Source organism: Phenylobacterium sp. J426, assembly GCF_024699945.1.
In the GTDB taxonomy this organism is placed as follows: domain Bacteria; phylum Pseudomonadota; class Alphaproteobacteria; order Caulobacterales; family Caulobacteraceae; genus Phenylobacterium.
This window is the reverse complement of the sequence record NZ_JAJOMY010000001.1, coordinates 1,477,633-1,496,108: the sequence shown is the minus strand read 5'-3', so window position 1 is coordinate 1,496,108 and position 18,476 is coordinate 1,477,633. Positions and strand designations below refer to the sequence as shown.

Annotated in this window: 24 protein-coding genes and 1 pseudogene; 8 read left to right on the top strand and 17 right to left on the bottom strand. The window is 71.6% G+C overall.

Annotated features, from left to right (window positions below):
• Positions 1–6: 6 nt before the first annotated feature.
• The 5 genes from LRS10_RS07835 to LRS10_RS07815 all read left to right on the top strand — a co-directional run bounded on the left by LRS10_RS07835 (position 7) and on the right by LRS10_RS07815 (position 3,069).
• Positions 7–312 carry a YggT family protein gene (locus LRS10_RS07835; protein WP_257836753.1) on the top strand — a complete coding sequence of 102 codons (306 nt, stop codon included), beginning with the start codon at positions 7–9 and terminating at the stop codon, positions 310–312.
• Positions 276–596: a DUF167 family protein gene (locus tag LRS10_RS07830; RefSeq protein WP_257836752.1), complete on the top strand. Its 321-nt coding sequence runs from the start codon at positions 276–278 to the stop codon at positions 594–596. The genes LRS10_RS07835 and LRS10_RS07830 overlap by 37 nt, the downstream gene beginning before the upstream one ends.
• A 195-nt stretch (positions 597–791) precedes the next feature.
• Positions 792–1,535: a Sir2 family NAD-dependent protein deacetylase gene (locus LRS10_RS07825; RefSeq protein WP_257836751.1), complete on the top strand. Its 744-nt coding sequence runs from the start codon at positions 792–794 to the stop codon at positions 1,533–1,535.
• A 90-nt stretch (positions 1,536–1,625) separates the two neighbouring features.
• Complete coding sequence (locus LRS10_RS07820; RefSeq protein ID WP_257836750.1) at positions 1,626–2,039, top strand: hypothetical protein; 414 nt, start codon at positions 1,626–1,628, stop codon at positions 2,037–2,039.
• A gap of 58 nt (positions 2,040–2,097) precedes the next feature.
• On the top strand, positions 2,098–3,069 hold the full coding sequence (locus LRS10_RS07815) for a CoA ester lyase (protein ID WP_257836749.1): 972 nt from the start codon (positions 2,098–2,100) through the stop codon (positions 3,067–3,069).
• Here LRS10_RS07815 and LRS10_RS07810 read toward each other — a convergent pair.
• Positions 3,066–4,706, bottom strand: a complete 1,641-nt coding sequence (locus LRS10_RS07810) for an acyl-CoA dehydrogenase family protein (RefSeq protein WP_257836748.1) — start codon at positions 4,704–4,706, stop codon at positions 3,066–3,068. The two genes, LRS10_RS07815 and LRS10_RS07810, sit on opposite strands and share 4 nt — an antisense overlap.
• 150 nt (positions 4,707–4,856) lie before the next feature.
• Here LRS10_RS07810 and LRS10_RS07805 point away from each other — a divergent pair, with 150 nt between their 5' ends.
• Positions 4,857–5,813: an endonuclease/exonuclease/phosphatase family protein gene (locus LRS10_RS07805; RefSeq protein WP_257836747.1), complete on the top strand. Its 957-nt coding sequence runs from the start codon at positions 4,857–4,859 to the stop codon at positions 5,811–5,813.
• On the opposite strand, the gene LRS10_RS07800 is transcribed toward LRS10_RS07805, so the two are convergent.
• Together LRS10_RS07800 and LRS10_RS07795 are read right to left on the bottom strand one after the other, a co-directional pair.
• Positions 5,814–6,269: a hypothetical protein gene (locus tag LRS10_RS07800; RefSeq protein WP_257836746.1), complete on the bottom strand. Its 456-nt coding sequence runs from the start codon at positions 6,267–6,269 to the stop codon at positions 5,814–5,816.
• Between the two features lie 264 nt (positions 6,270–6,533).
• Positions 6,534–6,854: a hypothetical protein gene (locus tag LRS10_RS07795; RefSeq protein ID WP_257836745.1), complete on the bottom strand. Its 321-nt coding sequence runs from the start codon at positions 6,852–6,854 to the stop codon at positions 6,534–6,536.
• A gap of 248 nt (positions 6,855–7,102) precedes the next feature.
• On the opposite strand from LRS10_RS07795, the gene LRS10_RS07790 reads away from it, so the two are divergent.
• Positions 7,103–7,630 (top strand): recombinase family protein, encoded by a 528-nt coding sequence (locus LRS10_RS07790; protein ID WP_257836744.1) that lies wholly within the window; start codon positions 7,103–7,105, stop codon positions 7,628–7,630.
• Entirely contained in the window at positions 7,630–8,262 is a 633-nt protein-coding gene (locus LRS10_RS07785) for an A24 family peptidase (protein ID WP_257836743.1), read from the top strand. The genes LRS10_RS07790 and LRS10_RS07785 overlap by 1 nt, the downstream gene beginning before the upstream one ends.
• On the opposite strand, the gene LRS10_RS07780 is transcribed toward LRS10_RS07785, so the two are convergent.
• The 14 genes and pseudogenes from LRS10_RS07780 to gspD form a co-directional block, all read right to left on the bottom strand.
• Positions 8,259–8,663 (bottom strand): hypothetical protein, encoded by a 405-nt coding sequence (locus LRS10_RS07780; protein ID WP_257836742.1) that lies wholly within the window; start codon positions 8,661–8,663, stop codon positions 8,259–8,261. The two genes, LRS10_RS07785 and LRS10_RS07780, sit on opposite strands and share 4 nt — an antisense overlap.
• Positions 8,552–9,127 carry a type II secretion system protein N gene (gene gspN, locus LRS10_RS25020; RefSeq protein ID WP_374570948.1) on the bottom strand — a complete coding sequence of 192 codons (576 nt, stop codon included), beginning with the start codon at positions 9,125–9,127 and terminating at the stop codon, positions 8,552–8,554. Before gspN ends, LRS10_RS07780 begins: the two co-directional genes overlap by 112 nt.
• 228 nt (positions 9,128–9,355) lie before the next feature.
• On the bottom strand, positions 9,356–9,838 hold the full coding sequence (locus tag LRS10_RS07775; RefSeq protein ID WP_257836741.1) for a type II secretion system protein M: 483 nt from the start codon (positions 9,836–9,838) through the stop codon (positions 9,356–9,358).
• Positions 9,835–10,947 carry a type II secretion system protein GspL gene (gspL, locus tag LRS10_RS07770; RefSeq protein WP_257836740.1) on the bottom strand — a complete coding sequence of 371 codons (1,113 nt, stop codon included), beginning with the start codon at positions 10,945–10,947 and terminating at the stop codon, positions 9,835–9,837. Before gspL ends, LRS10_RS07775 begins: the two co-directional genes overlap by 4 nt.
• Positions 10,944–11,225, bottom strand: a complete 282-nt coding sequence (locus tag LRS10_RS07765; RefSeq protein WP_374570945.1) for a type II secretion system protein GspK — start codon at positions 11,223–11,225, stop codon at positions 10,944–10,946. The genes gspL and LRS10_RS07765 overlap by 4 nt, the downstream gene beginning before the upstream one ends.
• Positions 11,226–11,348: 123 nt before the next feature.
• A pseudogene (locus LRS10_RS07760) lies at positions 11,349–11,829 on the bottom strand (general secretion pathway protein GspK); the annotation flags it as partial.
• An 80-nt stretch (positions 11,830–11,909) separates the two neighbouring features.
• The gene (gspJ, locus tag LRS10_RS07755; protein WP_257836739.1) at positions 11,910–12,500 is read right to left on the bottom strand and encodes a type II secretion system minor pseudopilin GspJ; all 591 of its coding nucleotides are present in this window, start codon (positions 12,498–12,500) and stop codon (positions 11,910–11,912) included.
• Complete coding sequence (gene gspI, locus LRS10_RS07750) at positions 12,497–12,862, bottom strand: type II secretion system minor pseudopilin GspI (RefSeq protein WP_257836738.1); 366 nt, start codon at positions 12,860–12,862, stop codon at positions 12,497–12,499. The genes gspJ and gspI overlap by 4 nt, the downstream gene beginning before the upstream one ends.
• On the bottom strand, positions 12,846–13,349 hold the full coding sequence (locus tag LRS10_RS07745) for a GspH/FimT family pseudopilin (protein WP_257836737.1): 504 nt from the start codon (positions 13,347–13,349) through the stop codon (positions 12,846–12,848). The genes gspI and LRS10_RS07745 overlap by 17 nt, the downstream gene beginning before the upstream one ends.
• Positions 13,321–13,770 (bottom strand): type II secretion system major pseudopilin GspG, encoded by a 450-nt coding sequence (gspG, locus tag LRS10_RS07740; RefSeq protein ID WP_257836736.1) that lies wholly within the window; start codon positions 13,768–13,770, stop codon positions 13,321–13,323. Before gspG ends, LRS10_RS07745 begins: the two co-directional genes overlap by 29 nt.
• Before the next feature lie 8 nt (positions 13,771–13,778).
• Positions 13,779–14,159, bottom strand: coding sequence for a type II secretion system F family protein (locus LRS10_RS07735; protein WP_257836735.1), 381 nt, complete (start codon positions 14,157–14,159; stop codon positions 13,779–13,781).
• Positions 14,160–14,317: 158 nt separating this feature from the next.
• Entirely contained in the window at positions 14,318–14,989 is a 672-nt protein-coding gene (locus LRS10_RS07730; protein WP_257836734.1) for a type II secretion system F family protein, read from the bottom strand.
• Entirely contained in the window at positions 14,976–16,466 is a 1,491-nt protein-coding gene (gene gspE / locus LRS10_RS07725; protein ID WP_257836733.1) for a type II secretion system ATPase GspE, read from the bottom strand. Before gspE ends, LRS10_RS07730 begins: the two co-directional genes overlap by 14 nt.
• A complete protein-coding gene (gene gspD, locus LRS10_RS07720) occupies positions 16,463–18,463 on the bottom strand; it encodes a type II secretion system secretin GspD (RefSeq protein WP_257836732.1) in 2,001 nt (666 codons plus the stop codon). The genes gspE and gspD overlap by 4 nt, the downstream gene beginning before the upstream one ends.
• Positions 18,464–18,476: the final 13 nt, after the last annotated feature.

Sequence of the window (18,476 nt, the reverse complement as noted above, 5' to 3'; positions counted from 1 at the left end):
GAGGGCATGGGCAGCTTCATCCACTTCGTCCTCGACGCGATCCTGGGCCTCCTGATCCTGGCGATCATCATCAGCGCGATCATGTCGTGGCTGGTGGCGTTCAACGTCATCAACTTGCGCAACCAGTTCGTCTATGGCGTGGTGCGGTTCCTCGACGCTGTGACCCGGCCCGTATTGGCCCCGTTCCAACGGTTCGTCCCGTCGCTCGGCGGCGTGGACATCAGCCCGATCATCGCCATCCTCATCCTCCAGGGCATCAAGATCTACCTGTTGCCGTGGGTCATGGCGCCGGTGAAGGCCCTGATCGGCTGAGCCTGCGCCTCACCGTCCGGGTGACGCCCAAGGGCGGCCGCGACGCCGTCGACGGCTGGAGCGCGGACGAGGCCGGACGGCCTGTCCTGAAGGTCCGGGTCAGCGCCGCGCCGGCCGACGGCCAGGCGAACGCCGCCGTGGTCGCCCTGATCGCCAAGGCGCTGGGCGTCTCCCGCTCGTCGGTCCGTATCGTCTCCGGCGAGACGTCCCGCGTGAAACGGCTCGAGGTCGACGGCGCAACCGACGCCCACCTGGCGCAGGCCGTCGGAACGCCGCCGGGCTGATTTTTTGCGGTCAGGTGGGAACTTGCTTTTTGAGAAGCGGTTCTACTGCCGATCGCTCAACGACTTGCCTGTCGGACACGAGCGGTCCAGATCGGCCCGGCCCAACACCCCTGGCATCCCCCCGACCGCGGCCGGGCCGATCTCCCCCCCTTTTCAATGCTTTCGGCCGATCGCCCGTCCGGCTAGCGTGGCCCCATGTCCCGCGTCGACCTCGCCCGGATGATCGCCGAGGCCCGCCGCCTGGTGGTGTTCACCGGCGCCGGGATCTCCACAGAATCCGGCATCCCCGACTTCCGCAGCCCCGGCGGCGTCTGGTCGAAGATGAAGCCCATCTATTTCCAGGAGTTCGTGGCGAGCGAGGCGAAGCGCCGAGAGGCCTGGGACCGGGCCTTCAGCGGCCGCGCCGGCTGGGTGGGCCGCGAGCCCAACGCGGGCCACAGGGCCGTCGCCCGCCTCGTCGCGGACGGGAGGTGCTCGGCGGTGATCACCCAGAACGTCGACAATCTGCATCAGGCCTCGGGCGTGCCGGCCCAGCAGGTGATCGAGCTCCACGGCAACGCCAGCTACGCCTCCTGCCTCGAGTGCGGTCTGCGGCACGAGCTTGAGGACCTGAAGGCGCTGTACGAGGCCACAGGCGATCTGCCTGCCTGCCGATCCTGCAGCGGGCTGGTGAAGACGGCCACCATATCGTTCGGCCAGTCGATGCCACGCGAACCGATGGCGCGCGCCGAGGCGGAGACCCTGGCCTGCGACCTGTTCCTGGTGCTCGGCTCCTCGCTCGTTGTCTACCCGGCGGCAGGCTTCCCGCTGATGGCCAAGCGCAACGGAGCCCGGCTCGCCATCGTCAATCGCGAGCCCACTGAGCTCGATCCTTACGCAGACCTCGTGCTGCACGACGAGATCGGCCCGGTGATGACGGCAGCGGCGCCCGACCGATAAACCGCGCCTCGAGGACAATTCGTCACACCGGCGCCTTGATCTGCGCGTTATGCCCACGCCTTCCGCAACGATTCCCGGAGTTCCGCCACCTTGCTGCTTCGTACTGCCGCCGCTGTCGCCGGCCTCCTCATGCTCTCCGCCTGCGGCTCGGGCGACGGTGGTCCGGCCGCCGGATCCAGCGACCCGAACGCGGGGTTCGACGCCCAGATCCCCGCCTGGCGCACCGAGATCGAGAACACCAACGCCGCTTGCGCCACCAAGAACAACGGCAAGGGCTGCGAGGCCTTCGAGGTGACCTGCAAAGGGGCCATGCCCCTGACGCCGGAGGACACCGCCAGGGGCGTCACGGCCAAGGTGGTGGCGGCCATGCGCTTCGCCTCCACCAGCGCCGACGGCTCGACCGGCAAGTCGGCCATGGCCTATGCGGAGTTCACCAAGGTCGATGGCCAGTGGACGCGCGCCGACACCGCCCCGCTGAACCCGACGACCTGCGCCGCGCTCTAACCGACCGCGCGGTGGGCGCTTGTTGGCCCCAGGGTCGGCTTCGGTCTAATCCACGGCCATGACGCACGCCGTGGACCCTGGACGCCCCGCCCGCCCGAACCGGAGCCAGCTCTCCGTGCCAGGCTCATCCGCCCGCTTCATCGAGAAGGGCGCCCGCTCGGCGGCCGACATCGTCATGCTGGACCTCGAAGACGCGGTCGCCCCGCCGGACAAGCCGGCGGCGCGCCGCACGGTGATCGAGGCGCTGCGGGACCTCGACTGGGGTTCGCGAACCGTGTCGGTGCGGATCAATGCGCTGGACACGCCCTTCATGTACCGCGACCTGATCGAGGTGGCCGAGCAGGCGCCGCGGGTGGATCTGCTGATGGTCCCCAAGATCAGCTGCGCCGCCGACGTGCACCTGCTGGAGGTGCTGCTCGGCCAGATCGAGGCCGCTACCGGACGGCCCCGGCTCGGCCTGGAGTTGCAGATCGAGACCGCCGAGGGCCTGCAGAACGTCGACGCCATCGCCGCCGCCAGCCCCCGGGTGGAGAGTCTGCACTTCGGACCCGGCGACTATGCCGCGTCGATCGGCGCCCGCACCGTTTCAATCGGCGGTCCGGTGCCGGACTACGGCATCCTCGCCGAGCCGGACGAGATGGGGGCGCGGCCGCCCTACTACGGCGACGCCTGGCACTATGCGCTGGCCCGGATCGTCGTCGCCTGCCGCGCCGCCGGCGTGCGGCCGGTGGATGGTCCGTATGCGGATTTCCGGGATCCGGAAGGCCTCCGGTGGAGCGCGCGTCGCGCGTCCGCCCTCGGCTTCGAGGGCAAGTGGGCGATCCATCCCGACCAGATCGCCATTCTCAACGAGGTGTTCAGCCCGAGTCCCGACGAGGTTGCCCGCGCCCGGCGGATCCCTGAGGCCCTCGCCGAGGGCGAGCGGGCGAACCGCGGGGCGGTGGCCATCGACGGCCGCATGGTCGACGCCGCCTCCATCCGCCAGGCCCAGGTGCTGGTGGCCAAGGCGGAACGGCTTGGAATCGCCTAGCCGCGGCCGATCAACCCGCGGGCGATCACCTGCGCCTGGATCTCCGCGGCGCCTTCGAAGATGTTGAGGATGCGGGCGTCGGCCAGCACCCGGCTCATCTCGAACTCCAGCGCATAGCCGTTGCCGCCATGCACCTGCACCCCGGCGTCGGCGTTCGCCCAGGCCACGCGGGCGGCGAGCAGCTTGGCCATGCCGGCCTCGATGTCGCAGCGCTCGCCCTCATCCTTGGTTCGGGCGGCGAAGTAGCTGAGCTCGCGGGCGACGACGGTCTCCACGAGCGCCAGCGCCAGCTTGTCGGCCACGCGCGGGAACTCGACGATCGGCCGGCCGAACTGGCGGCGCTCCACCGCGTACTTCAGGGCCAGGTCGAAGGCGTTCCAGGCCACGCCCGTCGCCCGAGCCGCGGTCTGGATCCGCGCGGCCTCGAAGGTGCGCATCAGCTGCTTGAAGCCCTGACCCTCGGCCTGACCCAGCAGCCCCTCCGGCGGCACGGCGAAGTCCTCGAACGCCAGGACATATTCCTTCATGCCCCGGTAGCCGAGCACGCCGATCTCGCTGCCGGACAACCCCTCGTCCGGGAACGGATCCTCGGGCGCGCCGCGCGTCTTCTCGGCGAGCATCATCGACAGGCCGCCGTGGCCGCGGGTGTCGAGGTCGGTGCGGACCAGCACCGTCATCAGGTCGCTGCGGGAGGCGTGCGTGATCCAGGTCTTGGCGCCGGTGATCCGCCACGAGCCATCCGCAGCCTTGGCCGCCCGGGTCCGCAGCGAGGCCAGGTCTGAACCGGTGTCCGGCTCGGTGAAGACGGCGGTGGGCAGCACCTCGCCCGACGCGATCTTCGGCAGCCAGCGCGCCTTCTGGTGCGGCGTGCCGGCCCCCGCGATCAGTTCACCCGCGATCTCCGAGCGGGTGCCCAGAGACCCCGCGGCGATCCACGCGCGCGACAGCTCCTCCGACACCACGCACATGGCAAGCTTGCCGAGACCCATGCCGCCGTACTCGGGGTCGATGCAGACGCCGAACACGCCCAGTTCGCCCATCTCCCGGACGACCTCGTCGGGGATCAGCACATCCTCCAGGTGCCACCGATGCGCGAACGGCGCGACGCGCTCTGCGGCGAAGCGCCGGAACTGATCGCGGACGGCGTCCAGGGTCTCGTCGCCGAGGCCCTCGTAGGGCCGCCAGCCCGCGACCAGCTTCTCGACCAGGGCCTTGCGGGTCCCCAGGGTGTTGCCGTTGGCCAGGAACCAGCCGCATCCGGGGTCCCGCGCCAGCGCCGACGCCGGTTCCTCCGCGCCGAAGTCCCACGGCCGCGCGAGCTCGTTCTGGCTCATGGGCAGGCCGCCCAGCAGCTGGGCGACATACTCCCCGAAGGCGATGCGCAGAATCAGCTGCTCGCCCTCGCCGAGCGCGCCGGCGGCTTGCGCGCGCTTGGCCCAGCTATGGAGCTGCGCGAGCGCCTCGACGGTCGTCGCCGCCCAGGCGAAGGCGTGCGCCCCGCGCTGGGCCGCGTCCAGCTTCGCCAGCTCCACCGTTCCGGCGGGCGCGATCGCGCCGGCGACCCCCGTGCGCGCGTCGGCGAGGAAGCGGCGCAGCGCCCTTACCGCCGACTCGCTCCGGCTCAGCACCTCGCTCATGGCCCCTCCTGGGTGTTGGACCAGCCGGTCATGGCAGGCCTTCCCTAGGGAAAACAAGCGCCGCCACCGCGTCACGCCCCAGTCACCGGCGCGACATCGCGGCGTCACCGAAGCACGGCACACAGCCCACGCCTGCCGCCGGAGCCGCCCATGGTCCTGACGATGCTCGCAGCCGTCTCGGCCGCCGCTGTCGCGCCGTCGCCGACATATGAAGCAACGGCGCCGGCGTCGGGCGGGCGGGAGATCAGCGTCCTGACCTACAACGTCCGCGGGCTACCCTGGCCGATCGCCCGTGGCCGCGCGCACGCCCTCCGCGCGATCGGCGCCGAGCTGGCCGCGCTGCGGCGCGAGGGGCGCCAGCCCGACGTCATCCTGCTTCAGGAGGGGTTCCGCGGCGAGGTGGCCGAGCTGGTCCGCGCCAGCGGCTATCGCCACTGGGCGCAGGGGCCTCGCCGCGGCGGGCTGGGCAAGCTGACCGGGGGCGGACTGCATGTGCTGAGCGATCTGCCGATCCGCTCGACGGTCAACGCCGTCTACAGCGCCTGCGCGGGTTACGACTGCCTGGCCGCGAAAGGGGTCATGCTGGTCCGGCTGGAGGCGGACGGCGAGGTCGTGGACGTCGTCAACACGCACATGAATTCACGCCGCGCCAGCGGTGCTCGACCCGAGCAGGCGCGCGCGGCGCACAACCGCCAGACCGAGGAGCTCCAGGCGTTCCTCGCGCGGCATCTGACGCCCGGTCGCCCTGCGCTGATCGGCGGCGACTTCAACGTCCGAAACGCCCCCGAACGCTACTACCACCGCGTCGAGGCGCGGCCCTATCAGGTGGTGAGCGAGTTCTGTCGCCGCAGCGCCGCCTGCGACGGCGCCTCGACGGAGGACGAACCCTGGCTGCGTTCTCAGGACCTGCAGGCGTTCGTGAGCCCCGGGCCCGACGCCGTCCGGCCGCTGAGGATCGAGGCGGCTTTCGATGGCCTGGCCGGGGCTCGGCTGTCCGACCATGACGGCTATCTCGTCCGCTATGCCCTGAAGGCGCCCGCGGCTACGGCGATCGCCCTGGCGGCCGCACCCGGGCCGGGTGCCTGGCTCAGTCCCGACGATCGCTGATCACCAGCGCGCCGCCACCCCCAGTGAAAAAGTGCGCGGACGACGCGCCGCGGGCGGCAGCCAATCCTGAGCCAGCGCCTCCTCCGCCGTGGACGGCTTGCGCTTCTGGAGGTCGACGAAGAGCTCGACCTCGTCGGTAATCGCGTAGCCAAGCTTGGCCCTCTTGCGTGACATTCGATCGTCGTCCGGCGCCAACGCGACGGCGTGAACGGTGCGCTCGCCTGGCAGATAGGCGAGGCCGGCCTGGCCCAGGGGAGACTGATAGATCAGGCGAACGCCGCCCGCCGTCGGCGGATCCAGCGTCGTGCCCGGTCCCTGCCCCCAGATCTGAGCGGCGAGGGCGGCGCGAGCTTCCTCGTGACGATGCGCGACAGGCTGAGCCCAGCATGCGCCGCCCGCCAGGGTCAGCACGACAAGTGGGCCGGCCGCGGCGCCGACCTTCGACCCGAACCGCATCCGAACCGCTCCCCGAGCCCAGGATGGCGGCCGAGGTAGGCGAGTCGCACGTCAGGCGCGTCACGGCCGCGCGTCACATTCATGACGGCCGCGCACACCGGGCGGGAGGGGGAACCGCGCGGGAGCGGCCCGTCGGGGTTCGCCGACGTTCCAGTCAGCAAAAACAAGCCCGGCGACAGGCTCGACAACTTCGACGCAGGATTTTAGTCTGTATACGGACTATCGGCGGACCTGCCCGAGGCCATTGAAAACTTGTCGGGGCCCTTAACGCGGGTTGGTGTCGCGCTTCAACTTCAGGCGCTTCGCCTCGACGCTGGTGATGCATTTCGGCGCCGACCAGGCTTGGCCGTCGACGCGAACGGCGTCCGCGGTGACGAACTCCACCTGGCCGAATTCGCGGGCGAACGCCCTGCGCGTCATCGCCGTATCCTCACAAACATAAAGGGTTTTTCCGGTCGACCCCGTCATGAAGACCGCGTCCCGGGCCGCGTTCTGGGCGTTCGGCGCCTCCTTGGCGACCGCCACGCCGGCCACGAGAACCGCCGCCGTCACGGTCAGCATCGCCACGCCTCTGGCAATGGGCATCTTGTTTCCTCCACAAGTCGTCGCGGGTTCGGATGTCCGCGATGGAGGAAAACTGCATCGTATAGTCGCGCTTTGCAAAAGTTTTGTGACAGTCATCGTCGCACATGTGCGTGTGGGCGAGTGCTAGCTTCGCAACACCATCATCGAAGCGTCACCGCTGTGTCGCATGGGCTGTCGATAGTCCCGGCGGGGGAGCGCCGGCTGACGCGGGAGCGCCCCTCTTGTCATCTGGGTGGGGTTTCTCCTCCGTGCGCTACGGCATCGTCCGCGAAGGTTCGAGCCTGCCCCCGGCGGCGGCGCAGAGACGGCTGCTCGAAGCGGCCGCCTGCGATGTGATCCTGCAGGAAGGCCATCCCACGCCGGAAGCCCAGCGCCGCCTCGCCCGTCTGCTGTTCGGCCTGAAGCCCGGTGACGAGGTGCTGGCGCACAGCCTCGACGTCTTCCAGCGCACGACAGGCGAACTGGCGCAGATGATCCGCACCTTCCTCGAGGTCGGCGTCTCGCTCCATATCATGGGCGAAGACGCCGATGGACATTCCCTGACCCCGTCCGAGGCGGTTCTGCAGGTCCTCTCGTTGCTCGCCGACCACGAGGTGCGACGCCCCAGCCGGACGCCCAACGGCGCCTCGAGCCTCAAGAGCGGCAGCCGGAACCTGCTGTCCAAGTACCAGCTGGACTATGCCCGCAAGCTCTATCGGGAAGGCGCGTCGCTGCGCTCGATCGGCCTGTTGTTCCAGGTTTCCCCGAGCGAGGTCTGGGAAGCGATCGGCGATTGATGGACGGTGTCTGGACCTGGGCCCCGGCCGTGGTGGGCGTGGCGGCGGGCCCGCTGCTGGCCCGCGCCTCGGTGCGGCTGCCGGGCGGTGCGCCGCCCACCCGCCGACGGATGGCCGCGTTCTCGGCCGCCTGCGCCGGCCTCGGGCTCTGGGCCCAGATGCTTCACCCGGGGCCGTTCGGCGCCGCGGGCGCGCTCATGGGCTGGACGCTGCTGCTGCTCGCGGTCCTTGACGCGGAGCATTTTTGGCTGCCGCTGCCGCTCACGGCCGGCCTGATCGTCGCCGGGTTGCTGGTGCAGGCCGCGCTGGGCATGGCTGGGCTGACGGCCGGGGCGATCGCCGCGGCGACGGGGTTCCTCGCGCTGCGGCTGCTGGCCTGGGCGTTCCGGCGCCTGCGCGGGCGCGAGGGCCTCGGCGGCGGGGACGCCTGGCTGCTGGCCGGCGGCGGGGCGTGGGTGGGGTGGCTCGGCCTGCCCACCGTCCTCGTCTGGGCTGCGGCCGGCGGACTGGCGGCGGTGGGTCTGTTCGCTCTCGCCGGGCGCCGCGTCGGCGCCGATCAGCACCTGCCCTTCGGGGTCGGGCTCGCGGCGGGGATCTGGGTGACCTGGCTCTACGGGCCGCTCTCCGGCTAGCCGCAGCGCGGCAGCGCGGTCACCGGGATCAGCGTCGAGCCGCCCTTCGCATCGGTCACGGTCAGAACGCCCTCAGGCGGCGCCGGACTGCGGAGCACCAGGCCGGGCTTGAGCTCGAGCTCAAGGTCCAGGCGCAGGCCCATGCCGCGGAAAACCTGGTGACCCTCGCCCGCCGGTGCGCCGGACCTCGGCAGCAGCTTCAGCCGACCGTCACGTCGGATGCGGGCGACCGGCGGCGCCCCGGCGATCAACAGGATCGGCCCGCGCGCCTCTGACCGGCTCCAGACCGTCACGGCGCAGGCGCCCTTGTCGAGGCGCGGCAAAGGCGCGAGCGGCTCCAGCCCCTCGGCGGCCGTTGGAGCTGGCGCCAACAGGGCCAGGGCAAGGCTAGCGGCCCGCACCCAGGCGCCCTCGGTCCGTGCGGGTGAAGCCGTCCAGACCGCGTTCGAAGCCGCCGGCGGACAACGCCGCGAACGCGGCGGGCTCCGTTGCCAGCGCGCGGGTCGCCGCCTCGTAGTCGCCGGCGTCGTCTATGCGCAGCGCGATCTCGACCGTGACGCCACCGCCGTCCCCCCTTCATGGGCAGGACCAGCCGACCGCCCTCGCAAGCGGCGTTCCCCGTCAGGCGCAGGCCGCGGATCGGCTGGTCGACGGCGAGCATGCGAACGTCCTCCAGCGCGACCCGACCGGCGGCGCTCCGGCAACCATTGTCGAGGTCGACCCGCAGGTGGTCGAGCGAGAGCGTGCCGTCGAACGGCAGCCCCGGCGCAACCCGGGCGAGCGGCAGACGCGCATCCACCGCCGACAGGCCGAGCCCGCGCCGGCGGAGCTTCACCAGGCCCCGGCCCTCGACCTCGCCGGCGATCGCCAGGCGCAGGCCGCCGCCGAACGGGTCCAGCCCGGCGCGGGCGTCCCCCCAACCTCAGGCCGCGAAAGCCCGCGTCGTACAAGCGGCCGGACCAGATCGTGCCTTCGACGCGGCCTGCGGTCAGGCCGGCCGCGTCTGCGTTCGTCCACCCCAGCGCGAGGCGCAGCGGCGCCAGTACGACCAGCGCCAGCAGAAAGGCGGCCGCAGCGATGACACCCGTCGTCCTCATTCGACGCCGCCGAAGGTGGCGTCGGCTGAAAGGCCGCCGGCCTCGTCCTTGATGACCGTGAGGTGCCGCGGCGTGACGCCGTAGTCCCGCTGCAGCGCAGCCAGCCAGCCGAACAGCTTCACGGAAGACACGCCGCCGATGGCGACCTGAACGCCGCCCGTTTCGTCCGGCTCGATCCGCTGAAGCGTCAGCCCGGCCGCCGCTGCCGAAGCGTTCACAGCCTCGGCGGCGGGCGCGGCGCCCGGCGGCGCCGCGGCCTGCGCCTGCAACCGCCGGATCCGGGCCGCGGCGGACCGCACCGCCGCCTGTTCCTCCAGGGCGGCGTCGAAGCGGCGCTCCGCGGCGGCCTTCGCCAGAGCCACCGGCCGGTAAGCGCCGAACCAGAGGGCGAACGCCGCGATCGCCGCGCCCATCACGGCCACCAGCATCCGCTCTCGCGCGGTGCGGCCCGTCCACCAGGCTTCCATCCGCCCGTTCATCGGCGCACGCCCAGGATCACGTCGCTCACCACCCGACCGGCCTCATCCCGCGTCGCCTCCTCCCGCAGCGCCACGCCTTCGCGGCGCAGGCCGTCCGAGAGCTGGTCGATGTCGGAGTAGTTGGCGTGGCTGATCGTGGCCCGCAGCGCCCCATCGGGGGAGACGACCAGGCTCTCGACCTGCGCCTCGTCCAGGCCCTGCACGTTGCGGAACAATTGGGCGGCCAGGCCGGCCGGCCCTCCACCCGCGGCGAGCTCAAGGCGGTCGAGACGAGCGGCTACCTGGCCGACGGGGTCGTTGATCGCCTGGCCGCCGGGCAGCACCGCGGCCGCCTGCGCCCGGGTGTCCGCCTCGATGCTCCGCGCCGCGAAGGTGAGACGCAGCGCCTGGGCGGCGTCCAGCACCAGCGGAGACAGCGCGACCGCTGCGGCCAGCCCCGCCATCCGGATCCATTGGCGTCGGTCCGGGCGGGCCCCGTCGGCCCGCGCGAAGTCGCCCTGCAGCAGGTTGACGGGAATCCGCGCCGCGCCTTCGGCGAACAGGCGCTCGACGGCTTCCGGGTCGGTGACCGGATGCGGGGCGCGCTCTCCCAGGATCACCGCAACCAGTGTCGGCTCGGCGCTGAAGGCCAGCCGCTCGCCGCGTACGACGATCTGGCCGTCCAAGGCTGCAGCCACGAGCTCGGCCTCCAGCGGCGCGGCCAGCAGCAGATGATCCGGAACCACGATGTCGGGCTCAAGGCCGTGCAGGCGCGCCGTGGCCAGCCAGGCCTGCATCCGCGCCTCGGCCGCCGACACCACCAGGCGCGCCCCGTCGGGTTCGATGGCGCCCAGCGCCACATGGATCGGCTCAGCGACGGCCTGCTCATCCTCCAGCAGCAGCCGTGCGGCGGCGCGGGCCTGCAGGTCGTTGCGGCCGGGCAGGGTGAGCCACCGGGCCACGGCCTCGATTCCCGGCACGACCAGGACGACCGTGGTGGGCGTGGCCGTCGCCTCCGGCTGCAGCGGCTGGGGGCCGCGGCCGACGGGCTCGCCGAATTCGTTCAGCAGCAGATAGCCCGGCGGCGTCTGCGGATCGGCGCGGAGGAAGATCAGGCGGGTGCGTTTCATTCTTCGGGTCCCCAGCGCCGCGCGACGACCACCACGCGCCCGAGCGCAGGGTCGAACATCATGAGCGCGCTGCCGACGGCTTCGGCGTCGGCGTAGGTCACGTCTGTGTGGAGCCGGAAGTAGGTCGGCTGATCCTTGAGCTGGTTGGCGTCCGCGGCCAGCGGAGTCTCGGCGAAGGCCGGCTGGGTGTAGAAGTCCTCACGGCTCCAGCCCGCGGCCGGGCGGGCCGCGATGGCCCGGCGCGCCAAGGGGATGGGCAGGGGCTCGATCCCCAGCATGCTGACCAGCGGCGCGTCCGCCTCCTGCAAGGTGTTCACGTTCAGCGGCGACAGCTCGGGGCTCGGCAGGGCGCAGACATAGGGCTGCAGGCGACGATAGACGCTGTCGTCGAAGCCGCGGATGGCGCGCAGCTCGCTGCGCTCGGCGATCAGGGGCGCCCGCGGTTCGATAGTTCGGGTAGCTCTCGTCCTCGGCCCCGCCGCTCTCCCGCAGCGGGTCGGCGTCCAGCCAGTCGACCAAGGCGGCGGCGAGGCTTTCGGCCTGCTGCTCGGCGAATCCGAGGCTGCGGGCGAGGTTCACGAACTGGCGAACGCCAACGTCGTTGCGCCGCAGGCCCTCCGGCGGGCCCTGGACGACGCTGTTGAGATTGAAGCAGTTGCCGCCGTCGCTGAGGCGCGCCCGGATGAGGCCGTCCTCCACCGGGAAGGTGGCCGTCTTGCCGCTCCAGCCCGTCATTCTCGCATCCGTCGACAGCAGGTCGCGGATGCGGCCGCGCGCCAGGGCCTCGGCCCCGAGGGCGTACCACCGCGCCTGACCCACCGCCTCGGCGTTGGCCGCTCGGCGGACGCCGAAGCGGATCTCGTCCAGCACCGTGACGGCCATCACGGACATCACGGCCACCAGCAGCAGGACGCTGAGCAGCGCCACGCCGCGTTCGTCGGCCTCAGGCCCGCTTGGCCATCTCATGTCGCCGGCTCGCCTGACACGAGGAACAGTTGCGATAGCGGGCCGAAGTCCTCCAGCGTCAGATCCAGCCGCACGGCCTGGGGCAGCGGCTGCTGCGGCCCGTTCGGCAGGGCCTCGATCCACTCACCGCGAACCCGGAACGCCACGCGCCCTTCGCGCACGCCGCTCAGCAGCACCTGGGGTGGGCCGTAGGCCGCGCCGTCCAGCGCGGGACGCGCGCGGCGCTCCAGGCGACCGTCATGCAGGCGGTACTCGACTGCCTGCAGCGAGGCGCGGGGATCGGCGTCGGGGTTGTCCCAGCCGCGGCGGACCAACTGCAGCATCGGTCCGCCCACCTCCTGCTCGCCGCCGCCAAAAGCGCGACCAACGGGCCGTCCGGCCTCATCTCGCACGGTCCGCAGAGCGGCCTGCGCGAGGTCCGCCTTCAGCGCCGAGCGGGCGCGCTGCAACTCGCCGATCCGATGGGTCCGCACGCGGACGATCTTCTGGCTGTCCACGCTGAAGCTCATGACCGCCACGCCTGCGGCAGAGATCAGGCCGAAGATCAGCAGCGCCACCATCATCTCGACCAGCGTGAAGCCCTTCATGCGGGCCCCCGGAAAGCGACGACCTCGCCGGCCACGCCCCGGCCCTGCGGCGGGCGAACCTGTACGTCGAGACGCGTCATGCCGGCCGCGGCCGCGCTGGCGCGCATCGTCCAGGACCAGGTGCGGCCGCCTGCCGGATCGGCCCCGCTCGCCTCGCCCAGGGTCGGCGGCAGCGTCGAGGTGAGCGCCTCGATCGCCCGGTTCTCAGCCACGACGCTCGCGAAAAAGCGCTCCTCGACGACGCCGGCGGTACGCGTGTTCTCGCCCGCCAGGTTCAGCAGGGCGAGCGCGCCCAGGCTGAGCACCGCCATCGCGACCAGCATCTCCAGCAGCGTGAAGCCGTCTTCAGCGCGCGCCGTCACGGACGTGCACCTCGCCCTGGGCGTCGACAACGACGCGGGTCGTGCGGCGGCCGTCGGTCAGCCGCACGGTCGCGGGCTCGGCCGCCCCTGTGCTGTCGAAGCGAACCGCGCGACGGCCGTCGGAGTCCACGGCCACCGAGAGCCCCTCCGGCCACGGCCGCGGCTTGAACGGCCCTTCGGTCAGCGGAACCCACTCGCCCCGCCGCTGCTCGCGAAAGGCCACGCCGTCCGCCTCCAGCGTCACCTCGAGCGGGCGGTTGGCGGTGAGCGCCGCCTCGCGGGCGTGCTCGAGCCGCGCGGCGAGCGCCTCGGCCTCGTCCGAGACGCGCGGCCCCTGCGGCGGCAGGGTCATGAGGATCGCGCCCGTCAACAGCCCCAGGATCGCCAGTGCGACCATCATCTCGACGAGAGAGAAGCCGCGCTCGCGATCCGACCGGCCCGGCCGTCGCCATGAGCGCCTAGCTCCAGTTGCCGATGTCGGCGTCATCGCCCTCGCCGCCTTTCCGGCCGTCGGCGCCGAACGAATAGACATCGAAACGGCCGCGCTCGCCCGGATAGCGGTACTGGTAGGGATTGCCCCACGGATCCTGCGGCAGACGGCGGATGTAGCCGCCGTCGCGGTAGCGGTCGGGCCGCGTCAGCCCGGGCGGCGCGGTGACCAGGGCCGACAGACCCTGCTCGGTCGACGGGAAGGTGAGATTCTCCAGGCGGTAGGTCTCGAGCGCCTGCTCCAGCACCGCCACGTCCGTACGGGCCTTCTCCCTCATGGCGCGGTCCTGACTGGGCAGGACGTTGATCATCACCACCGTGGCCAGCAGGCCGATGATGACGACGACCACCATGACCTCGACGAGGGTGAAGCCCGCCTCGGAAGGGCGGCGGCCAGGGATCTTGGCGGGCTTGCGCATGGAGAACCTCATCGGAAGGCCAGCGTGTTGATCTGCAGGATGGGCAGCAGGATCGAGAGGACGATCAGCGTCACGATCAGGCCCATGAGGATGATGATCGCCGGCTCGAGCAGGCTTAGCGCCACGGCGACGACGGCGTTGAACTCGCGCTCCAGGTACTCGGCGGCCCGGGCGAGCATCACGTCCACCCGGCCGGCGTTCTCGCCGCTGGCCGTCATGTAGACGAGGATCGGCGGGAACATCGCGACCTTGCGCATCGCCCCCGATAGGCTGCCGCCCTCGCGCACCGCCCTCGCCATGTCCTCGACGGCCAGACGCTGGGCGCGGTTGTGCACGGTGGGTGCGGTGAGCAGCAGACCCTCCAGCACCGGAACCCCGCTGGCGATCATGGTCGACAGCGTGCGGGCCAGGCGGGCGGCGTGCAGATCGCGGATCAGCTTGCCGAGGCCAGGAAGGCGCAGGACCCCCCGGTCGAACCGCAGGCGCAGCTCCGGACGGCGCAGAGCGTAGGCGCCGCCGGCGGCCCCGGCGGCCAGCAGCAGCAGGATCAGCCAGCCCCAGTCGCGGGCCCTTCGGCGATGGCGATGATGATCCGGGTCAGCAGGGGCAGCCGCTGGCCCATGCTGTCGAACTGCTCGACGACGCGCGGCACGACGAAGGTGATGAGGGCCGCGATCACCGTCAGCGCGGTGACCGCGAGGGCCGCGGGATAGATCAGGGCGACAAGCAGGCGGCTGCGGGCCGCCTCGTCCTTCTCCAGCAGGTCGGCGAGCCGCTCCAGGATCTCCGGCAGGGCGCCCGAGCTTTCGCCGGCGGCGATCATTGCGCGGTACAGCCTCGGGAAGGCCTCGCCCTGGCGGGCCATCGCGTCGGAGAGACGGCGGCCCTCCAGCACGGCGGCGTGCGTGCCGGAGAGCACGCGCCTCGGCGCCGGCCGCTCGGCCTGCTGAGCCAGGGTCCGCAGCGCCTCCTCCAGCGGGGCGACGGCGATCAGCGTCGCGAGCTGGCGGGTGATCAGCGCCAGCTGGCGCGTGCCGATGCGATCCGGCAGCAACCGCAAGCCGGTTCTTGCCTGAGCGGCTGCCGACGGCGCGAGGCGGACGGGCGTGAGACGCCGTCCCTCGAGCGCCGCGCGGGCCGCACGCTCGTCTCCGGCGGCCACCACGCCACGGCGGGTGCGGCCGCCGCCGTCCAGGGCGACGTAGTCAAACGCCGACATGCTCGTCAGCCTCCTGGCGGCTCACCCGTATCGCCTCTTCGAGCGTGGTGATCCCTTCGGCCACGTAGCGGCGAACCTCGGCCTGAAGCGTGCCGACGCCGCCGGGGAAGGCGGCTGTGGCGATGGCGGCCTCGTTCGCGTCCTCGCCGATCAGGCGTCGGATCTTGTCGTCGACGCGGAGCGCCTCATAGACCCCGACCCGGCCGACATACCCTGTCTGCGCGCAGGCCGGACAGCCGGCGGCGCGGAAGATCGGGTGGCCGTTCGGCACGCCCGCCAGCTTCGCCGTCGCCGCGTCCGCCGGCTCGGGTTTGCGGCACTCGGGGCACAGCCGCCGGACCAGCCGCTGCGCCACGATCGCCCGCACGGTGGAGGCCAGTAGAAAGGGTTCGACGCCCATGTCCCGCAGGCGGGTCACGGCGCCGGCCGCATCGTTGGTGTGGACCGTCGACAGCACCAGGTGACCGGTGAGGCTTGCCTGCACCGCGATCTGCGCCGTCTCGACGTCGCGGATCTCGCCCACCATCACAACGTCGGGGTCCTGGCGCAGGATGGCGCGCAGGCCTGCGGCGAAGGTCATGCCGACCTTGGTGTTCACCTGGGTCTGGCCGAGGCCCTGGAAGGCGTATTCAACCGGGTCCTCGATGGTCAGGATGTTGCGGGTGGCGTCATTCAGCACCGACAGCCCGGCGTAGAGCGAGGTGGTCTTGCCGGAGCCCGTCGGCCCGGTGACCAGGATCACGCCGTTGGGCTCGCGAAGGGCGCCTTCGAAGATCTCCAGCGCCCGCGCCGACATGCCCAGGTCCTCGAGGCCGAGCCGCGCCTGGTCCTGGTCGAGGATCCGCATCACCACCCGCTCGCCGGCTCGCGCCGGCAGAGTTGAGACGCGCACGTCCAGCGCCCGGCCGCCGAGCGCCAGCGAGATGCGGCCGTCCTGCGGCACCCGCTTCTCGGCGATGTCGAGCCGCGCCATCACCTTCACGCGGCTGACGAGCAGCGGGGCCACGCGCGGCGAGAGGTTGAGCACCTCCTGCAGCACGCCGTCGATCCGCAGCCGCACCAGCAGGGCGGCCTCGAACGGTTCGATGTGCACGTCGGAAGCGCCACGCCGCACGGCCTCTGCGATCAGGCCGTTGATCAGCCGGATGATCGGCGCGTCGTCCTGGGCGTCCAGCAGGTCGGCCGCGGCCGGAATGTCGTCGGCCAAGCTGTCCAGCCCCGGCAGCTCCAGGTCCTCGCCGGGCGCCATCAGCCCGTGGCCCGCATAGGTTTCGGAGAGCCGCCGCTCGAAATCGCTGCGCGCCAGGGGCTCGACCGCCAACGGCGTTCGCAGCGCCCGGCGGACCTCCAGGAGAGCCGCCGGCTCAGCCCCCTCGCGGACACCGACAACCGCCGTCTCGCCGAACTCGAGCAGCAGCACGCCGTGCTTCTTGGCGAAGGCGTAGGCCAGTCGGGGGGCGAGGGATGGGGCCGTCATTTCGAGCTTGCCGGAGGCGGCGCCGTCGGCGGCTCGGCGCGCAGGTAGTCGCGGACCAGCCGTTCAAGCTCGGCCTGGCGCGCCGGATCGCGGGCGGCCTGCTGGTCGGCGATGTACTCGTACTTCGGTGCGGTGGCGGCGCGCGCCTGGGCGGCGTCCCCCACGATCTTCGGCCGGATGAAGACCATCAGATTGGTCTTGGTCTTGGCCTTGGCCGTGCCCCGGAACAGGTTTCCCAGACCCGGGATATCGCCCAGCAGCGGCGTCTTCTCGACCGACACCCGCTCGTTCTGATCGAGCAAGCCGCCCAGAACGATGATCTCGCCGTCGTCGACGTTCACCGTCGTCTCGATCTCACGCTTGTTCAGCACCAGCTCGCTGAAGGCGTTGCTGACTGGCCCCGCGACGCTGGAGACCTCCTGCCGCAGGAACAGCGTGATGGTGCCGCCGGCGTTGATCTGCGGAGTCACCTCCAGCTGCACGCCGACGTTCTGGCGCGAGATCGTGCGGAACGGGTTCTCGTTGTTGACGCCCAGGCTTTCGCCCGTCGTGATCGGCACCTCCTGACCGACCAGCAGGGTGGCCGGCTGATTGTCGAGGGTCATGATCGAGGGCGTGGACAGCAGGTTGGACGCGGTGTCGGACTTCACCGCGTTGATCACCACGCCGAACAGGGCGTCGTTGCCGATCTGGCCGCCGCCGCCGACGGTCATGCCTGTCGCGCCCAGCAGCGAGCGCACGGCGGCGTCGCGCAGCAGCGCCTTGGTGTCGTCGTCGTCCGGCAGGTTCTTCTCGGCGGCGACCGCGCCGATGATCGCCGGCAGGTTGGGCTGGGCGTTGCCGTAAGTCGTGGCCGTGAACGGAATGGCCGAGCCGTTGAGGCCGGCTACCGCGAACTGCACGCCGAGCCGTTTGGCGGCCTCGTCCGAGACCTCGACGACGATGGCTTCCACCAGCACCTGTCGGCGGCGGACATCGAGCTGGCGGATCACCTCGGCCAGCATGCGCTGGGTGTCGGGGTCGGCGGCGATGACGATGGCGTTCGCGCCGGGATAGCGGGCGATGTTGGCGCGCTGGGGTCCGGCCGGGGCGGCCGTCGCGGCCGGCGGCGGTTCCGCCGGGACGGCCGTGGCTGCGCCCGGGCGGTTGCGGCCGGATGGCATCGCCGGCGAGGCGGCGGTCACCGGCTGGCCGACGAGCTGCTGCAGGACGGGGACCAGCTGTTCGGCGTTGGCGTGCTGCAGCTGGACGACGCGGACGTCGCCGGCCGTCTCGGCGCGGCGATCGAGATCCGCGACGACGTCGAGCAACGGCCGGATCGCCTCGGCCTCGCCCTTCAGAATGATGGAGTTGCTGCTCTCCACCACGACGATCGAGACCACCCCGTTGCGGGCCGCCGGATCGGCGCCGGGCCCTTTCAGAAGGTCGTTCAGCACGCCCGCGATCTCGCGGGCGGAGCTCGACTTCAGCGTAATCGTCTCGGTGACGCCGCGGTCCTGATCGATCTGGCCCAGGAGACCGCGGATCCGGCGCAGGTTGTCCGCATAGTCGGCGACGACGATCATGTTGCCGCGCGGCACGGCCTGGATCGCGCCCTGCCGTCCCACCAGCGGCTTGAGCGTGTCGGCGGCCGAGGTCGCATCCAGGTTTCGCAGCCGGAAGACCTGGGTAGCGAATCCATATCCCGCCGAGGCGCCGAGGCTGGCCGGCTGGGTCGCGGCGCCCTCCTCCGGCGCGATGCGATAGGCGCCGGACCCGGTCGGGACGGCCACAAGGCCGTTGGCCCTCAGCGTCGACATCAGCACATCGAAGAGCTCGTTGCGCGACAGCGGCTCCTGGCTGACCACCGACACCTTCCCCTGCACGCGCGGATCGATGATGAAGGTGCGGCCGGTGACCCGCGCCACGTCCTGGATGAAGATCCGGATGTCGGCGTCCTGCAGATTCAGCACCTGCGACTGGGCGTGCGCCACGGGGGGCGCGAGCGGGCTCAGCATCGCCGCCGAAAGC

Excerpts from the sequence above, each read along its gene's own strand:
- gspD (WP_257836732.1), bottom strand. The coding sequence starts at position 18,463 with ATGCTGAGCCCGCTCGCGCCCCCCGTGGCGCACGCCCAGTCGCAGGTG.
- LRS10_RS07825 (WP_257836751.1), top strand. The coding sequence starts at position 792 with ATGTCCCGCGTCGACCTCGCCCGGATGATCGCCGAGGCCCGCCGCCTG.
- gspL (WP_257836740.1), bottom strand. The coding sequence starts at position 10,947 with ATGAAACGCACCCGCCTGATCTTCCTCCGCGCCGATCCGCAGACGCCG.
- gspG (WP_257836736.1), bottom strand. The coding sequence starts at position 13,770 with ATGCGCAAGCCCGCCAAGATCCCTGGCCGCCGCCCTTCCGAGGCGGGC.
- gspE (WP_257836733.1), bottom strand. The coding sequence starts at position 16,466 with ATGACGGCCCCATCCCTCGCCCCCCGACTGGCCTACGCCTTCGCCAAG.
- LRS10_RS07730 (WP_257836734.1), bottom strand. The coding sequence starts at position 14,989 with ATGTCGGCGTTTGACTACGTCGCCCTGGACGGCGGCGGCCGCACCCGC.
- LRS10_RS07815 (WP_257836749.1), top strand. The coding sequence starts at position 2,098 with ATGACGCACGCCGTGGACCCTGGACGCCCCGCCCGCCCGAACCGGAGC.
- LRS10_RS07800 (WP_257836746.1), bottom strand. The coding sequence starts at position 6,269 with ATGCGGTTCGGGTCGAAGGTCGGCGCCGCGGCCGGCCCACTTGTCGTG.
- LRS10_RS07745 (WP_257836737.1), bottom strand. The coding sequence starts at position 13,349 with ATGACGCCGACATCGGCAACTGGAGCTAGGCGCTCATGGCGACGGCCG.
- LRS10_RS07805 (WP_257836747.1), top strand. The coding sequence starts at position 4,857 with ATGGTCCTGACGATGCTCGCAGCCGTCTCGGCCGCCGCTGTCGCGCCG.
- LRS10_RS07775 (WP_257836741.1), bottom strand. The coding sequence starts at position 9,838 with ATGAACGGGCGGATGGAAGCCTGGTGGACGGGCCGCACCGCGCGAGAG.
- LRS10_RS07785 (WP_257836743.1), top strand. The coding sequence starts at position 7,630 with ATGGACGGTGTCTGGACCTGGGCCCCGGCCGTGGTGGGCGTGGCGGCG.
- LRS10_RS07735 (WP_257836735.1), bottom strand. The coding sequence starts at position 14,159 with ATGATCGCCAGCGGGGTTCCGGTGCTGGAGGGTCTGCTGCTCACCGCA.
- LRS10_RS07810 (WP_257836748.1), bottom strand. The coding sequence starts at position 4,706 with ATGAGCGAGGTGCTGAGCCGGAGCGAGTCGGCGGTAAGGGCGCTGCGC.
- gspJ (WP_257836739.1), bottom strand. The coding sequence starts at position 12,500 with ATGAAGGGCTTCACGCTGGTCGAGATGATGGTGGCGCTGCTGATCTTC.
- LRS10_RS07795 (WP_257836745.1), bottom strand. The coding sequence starts at position 6,854 with ATGCCCATTGCCAGAGGCGTGGCGATGCTGACCGTGACGGCGGCGGTT.
- LRS10_RS07835 (WP_257836753.1), top strand. The coding sequence starts at position 7 with ATGGGCAGCTTCATCCACTTCGTCCTCGACGCGATCCTGGGCCTCCTG.
- LRS10_RS07765 (WP_374570945.1), bottom strand. The coding sequence starts at position 11,225 with ATGCTGGGGATCGAGCCCCTGCCCATCCCCTTGGCGCGCCGGGCCATC.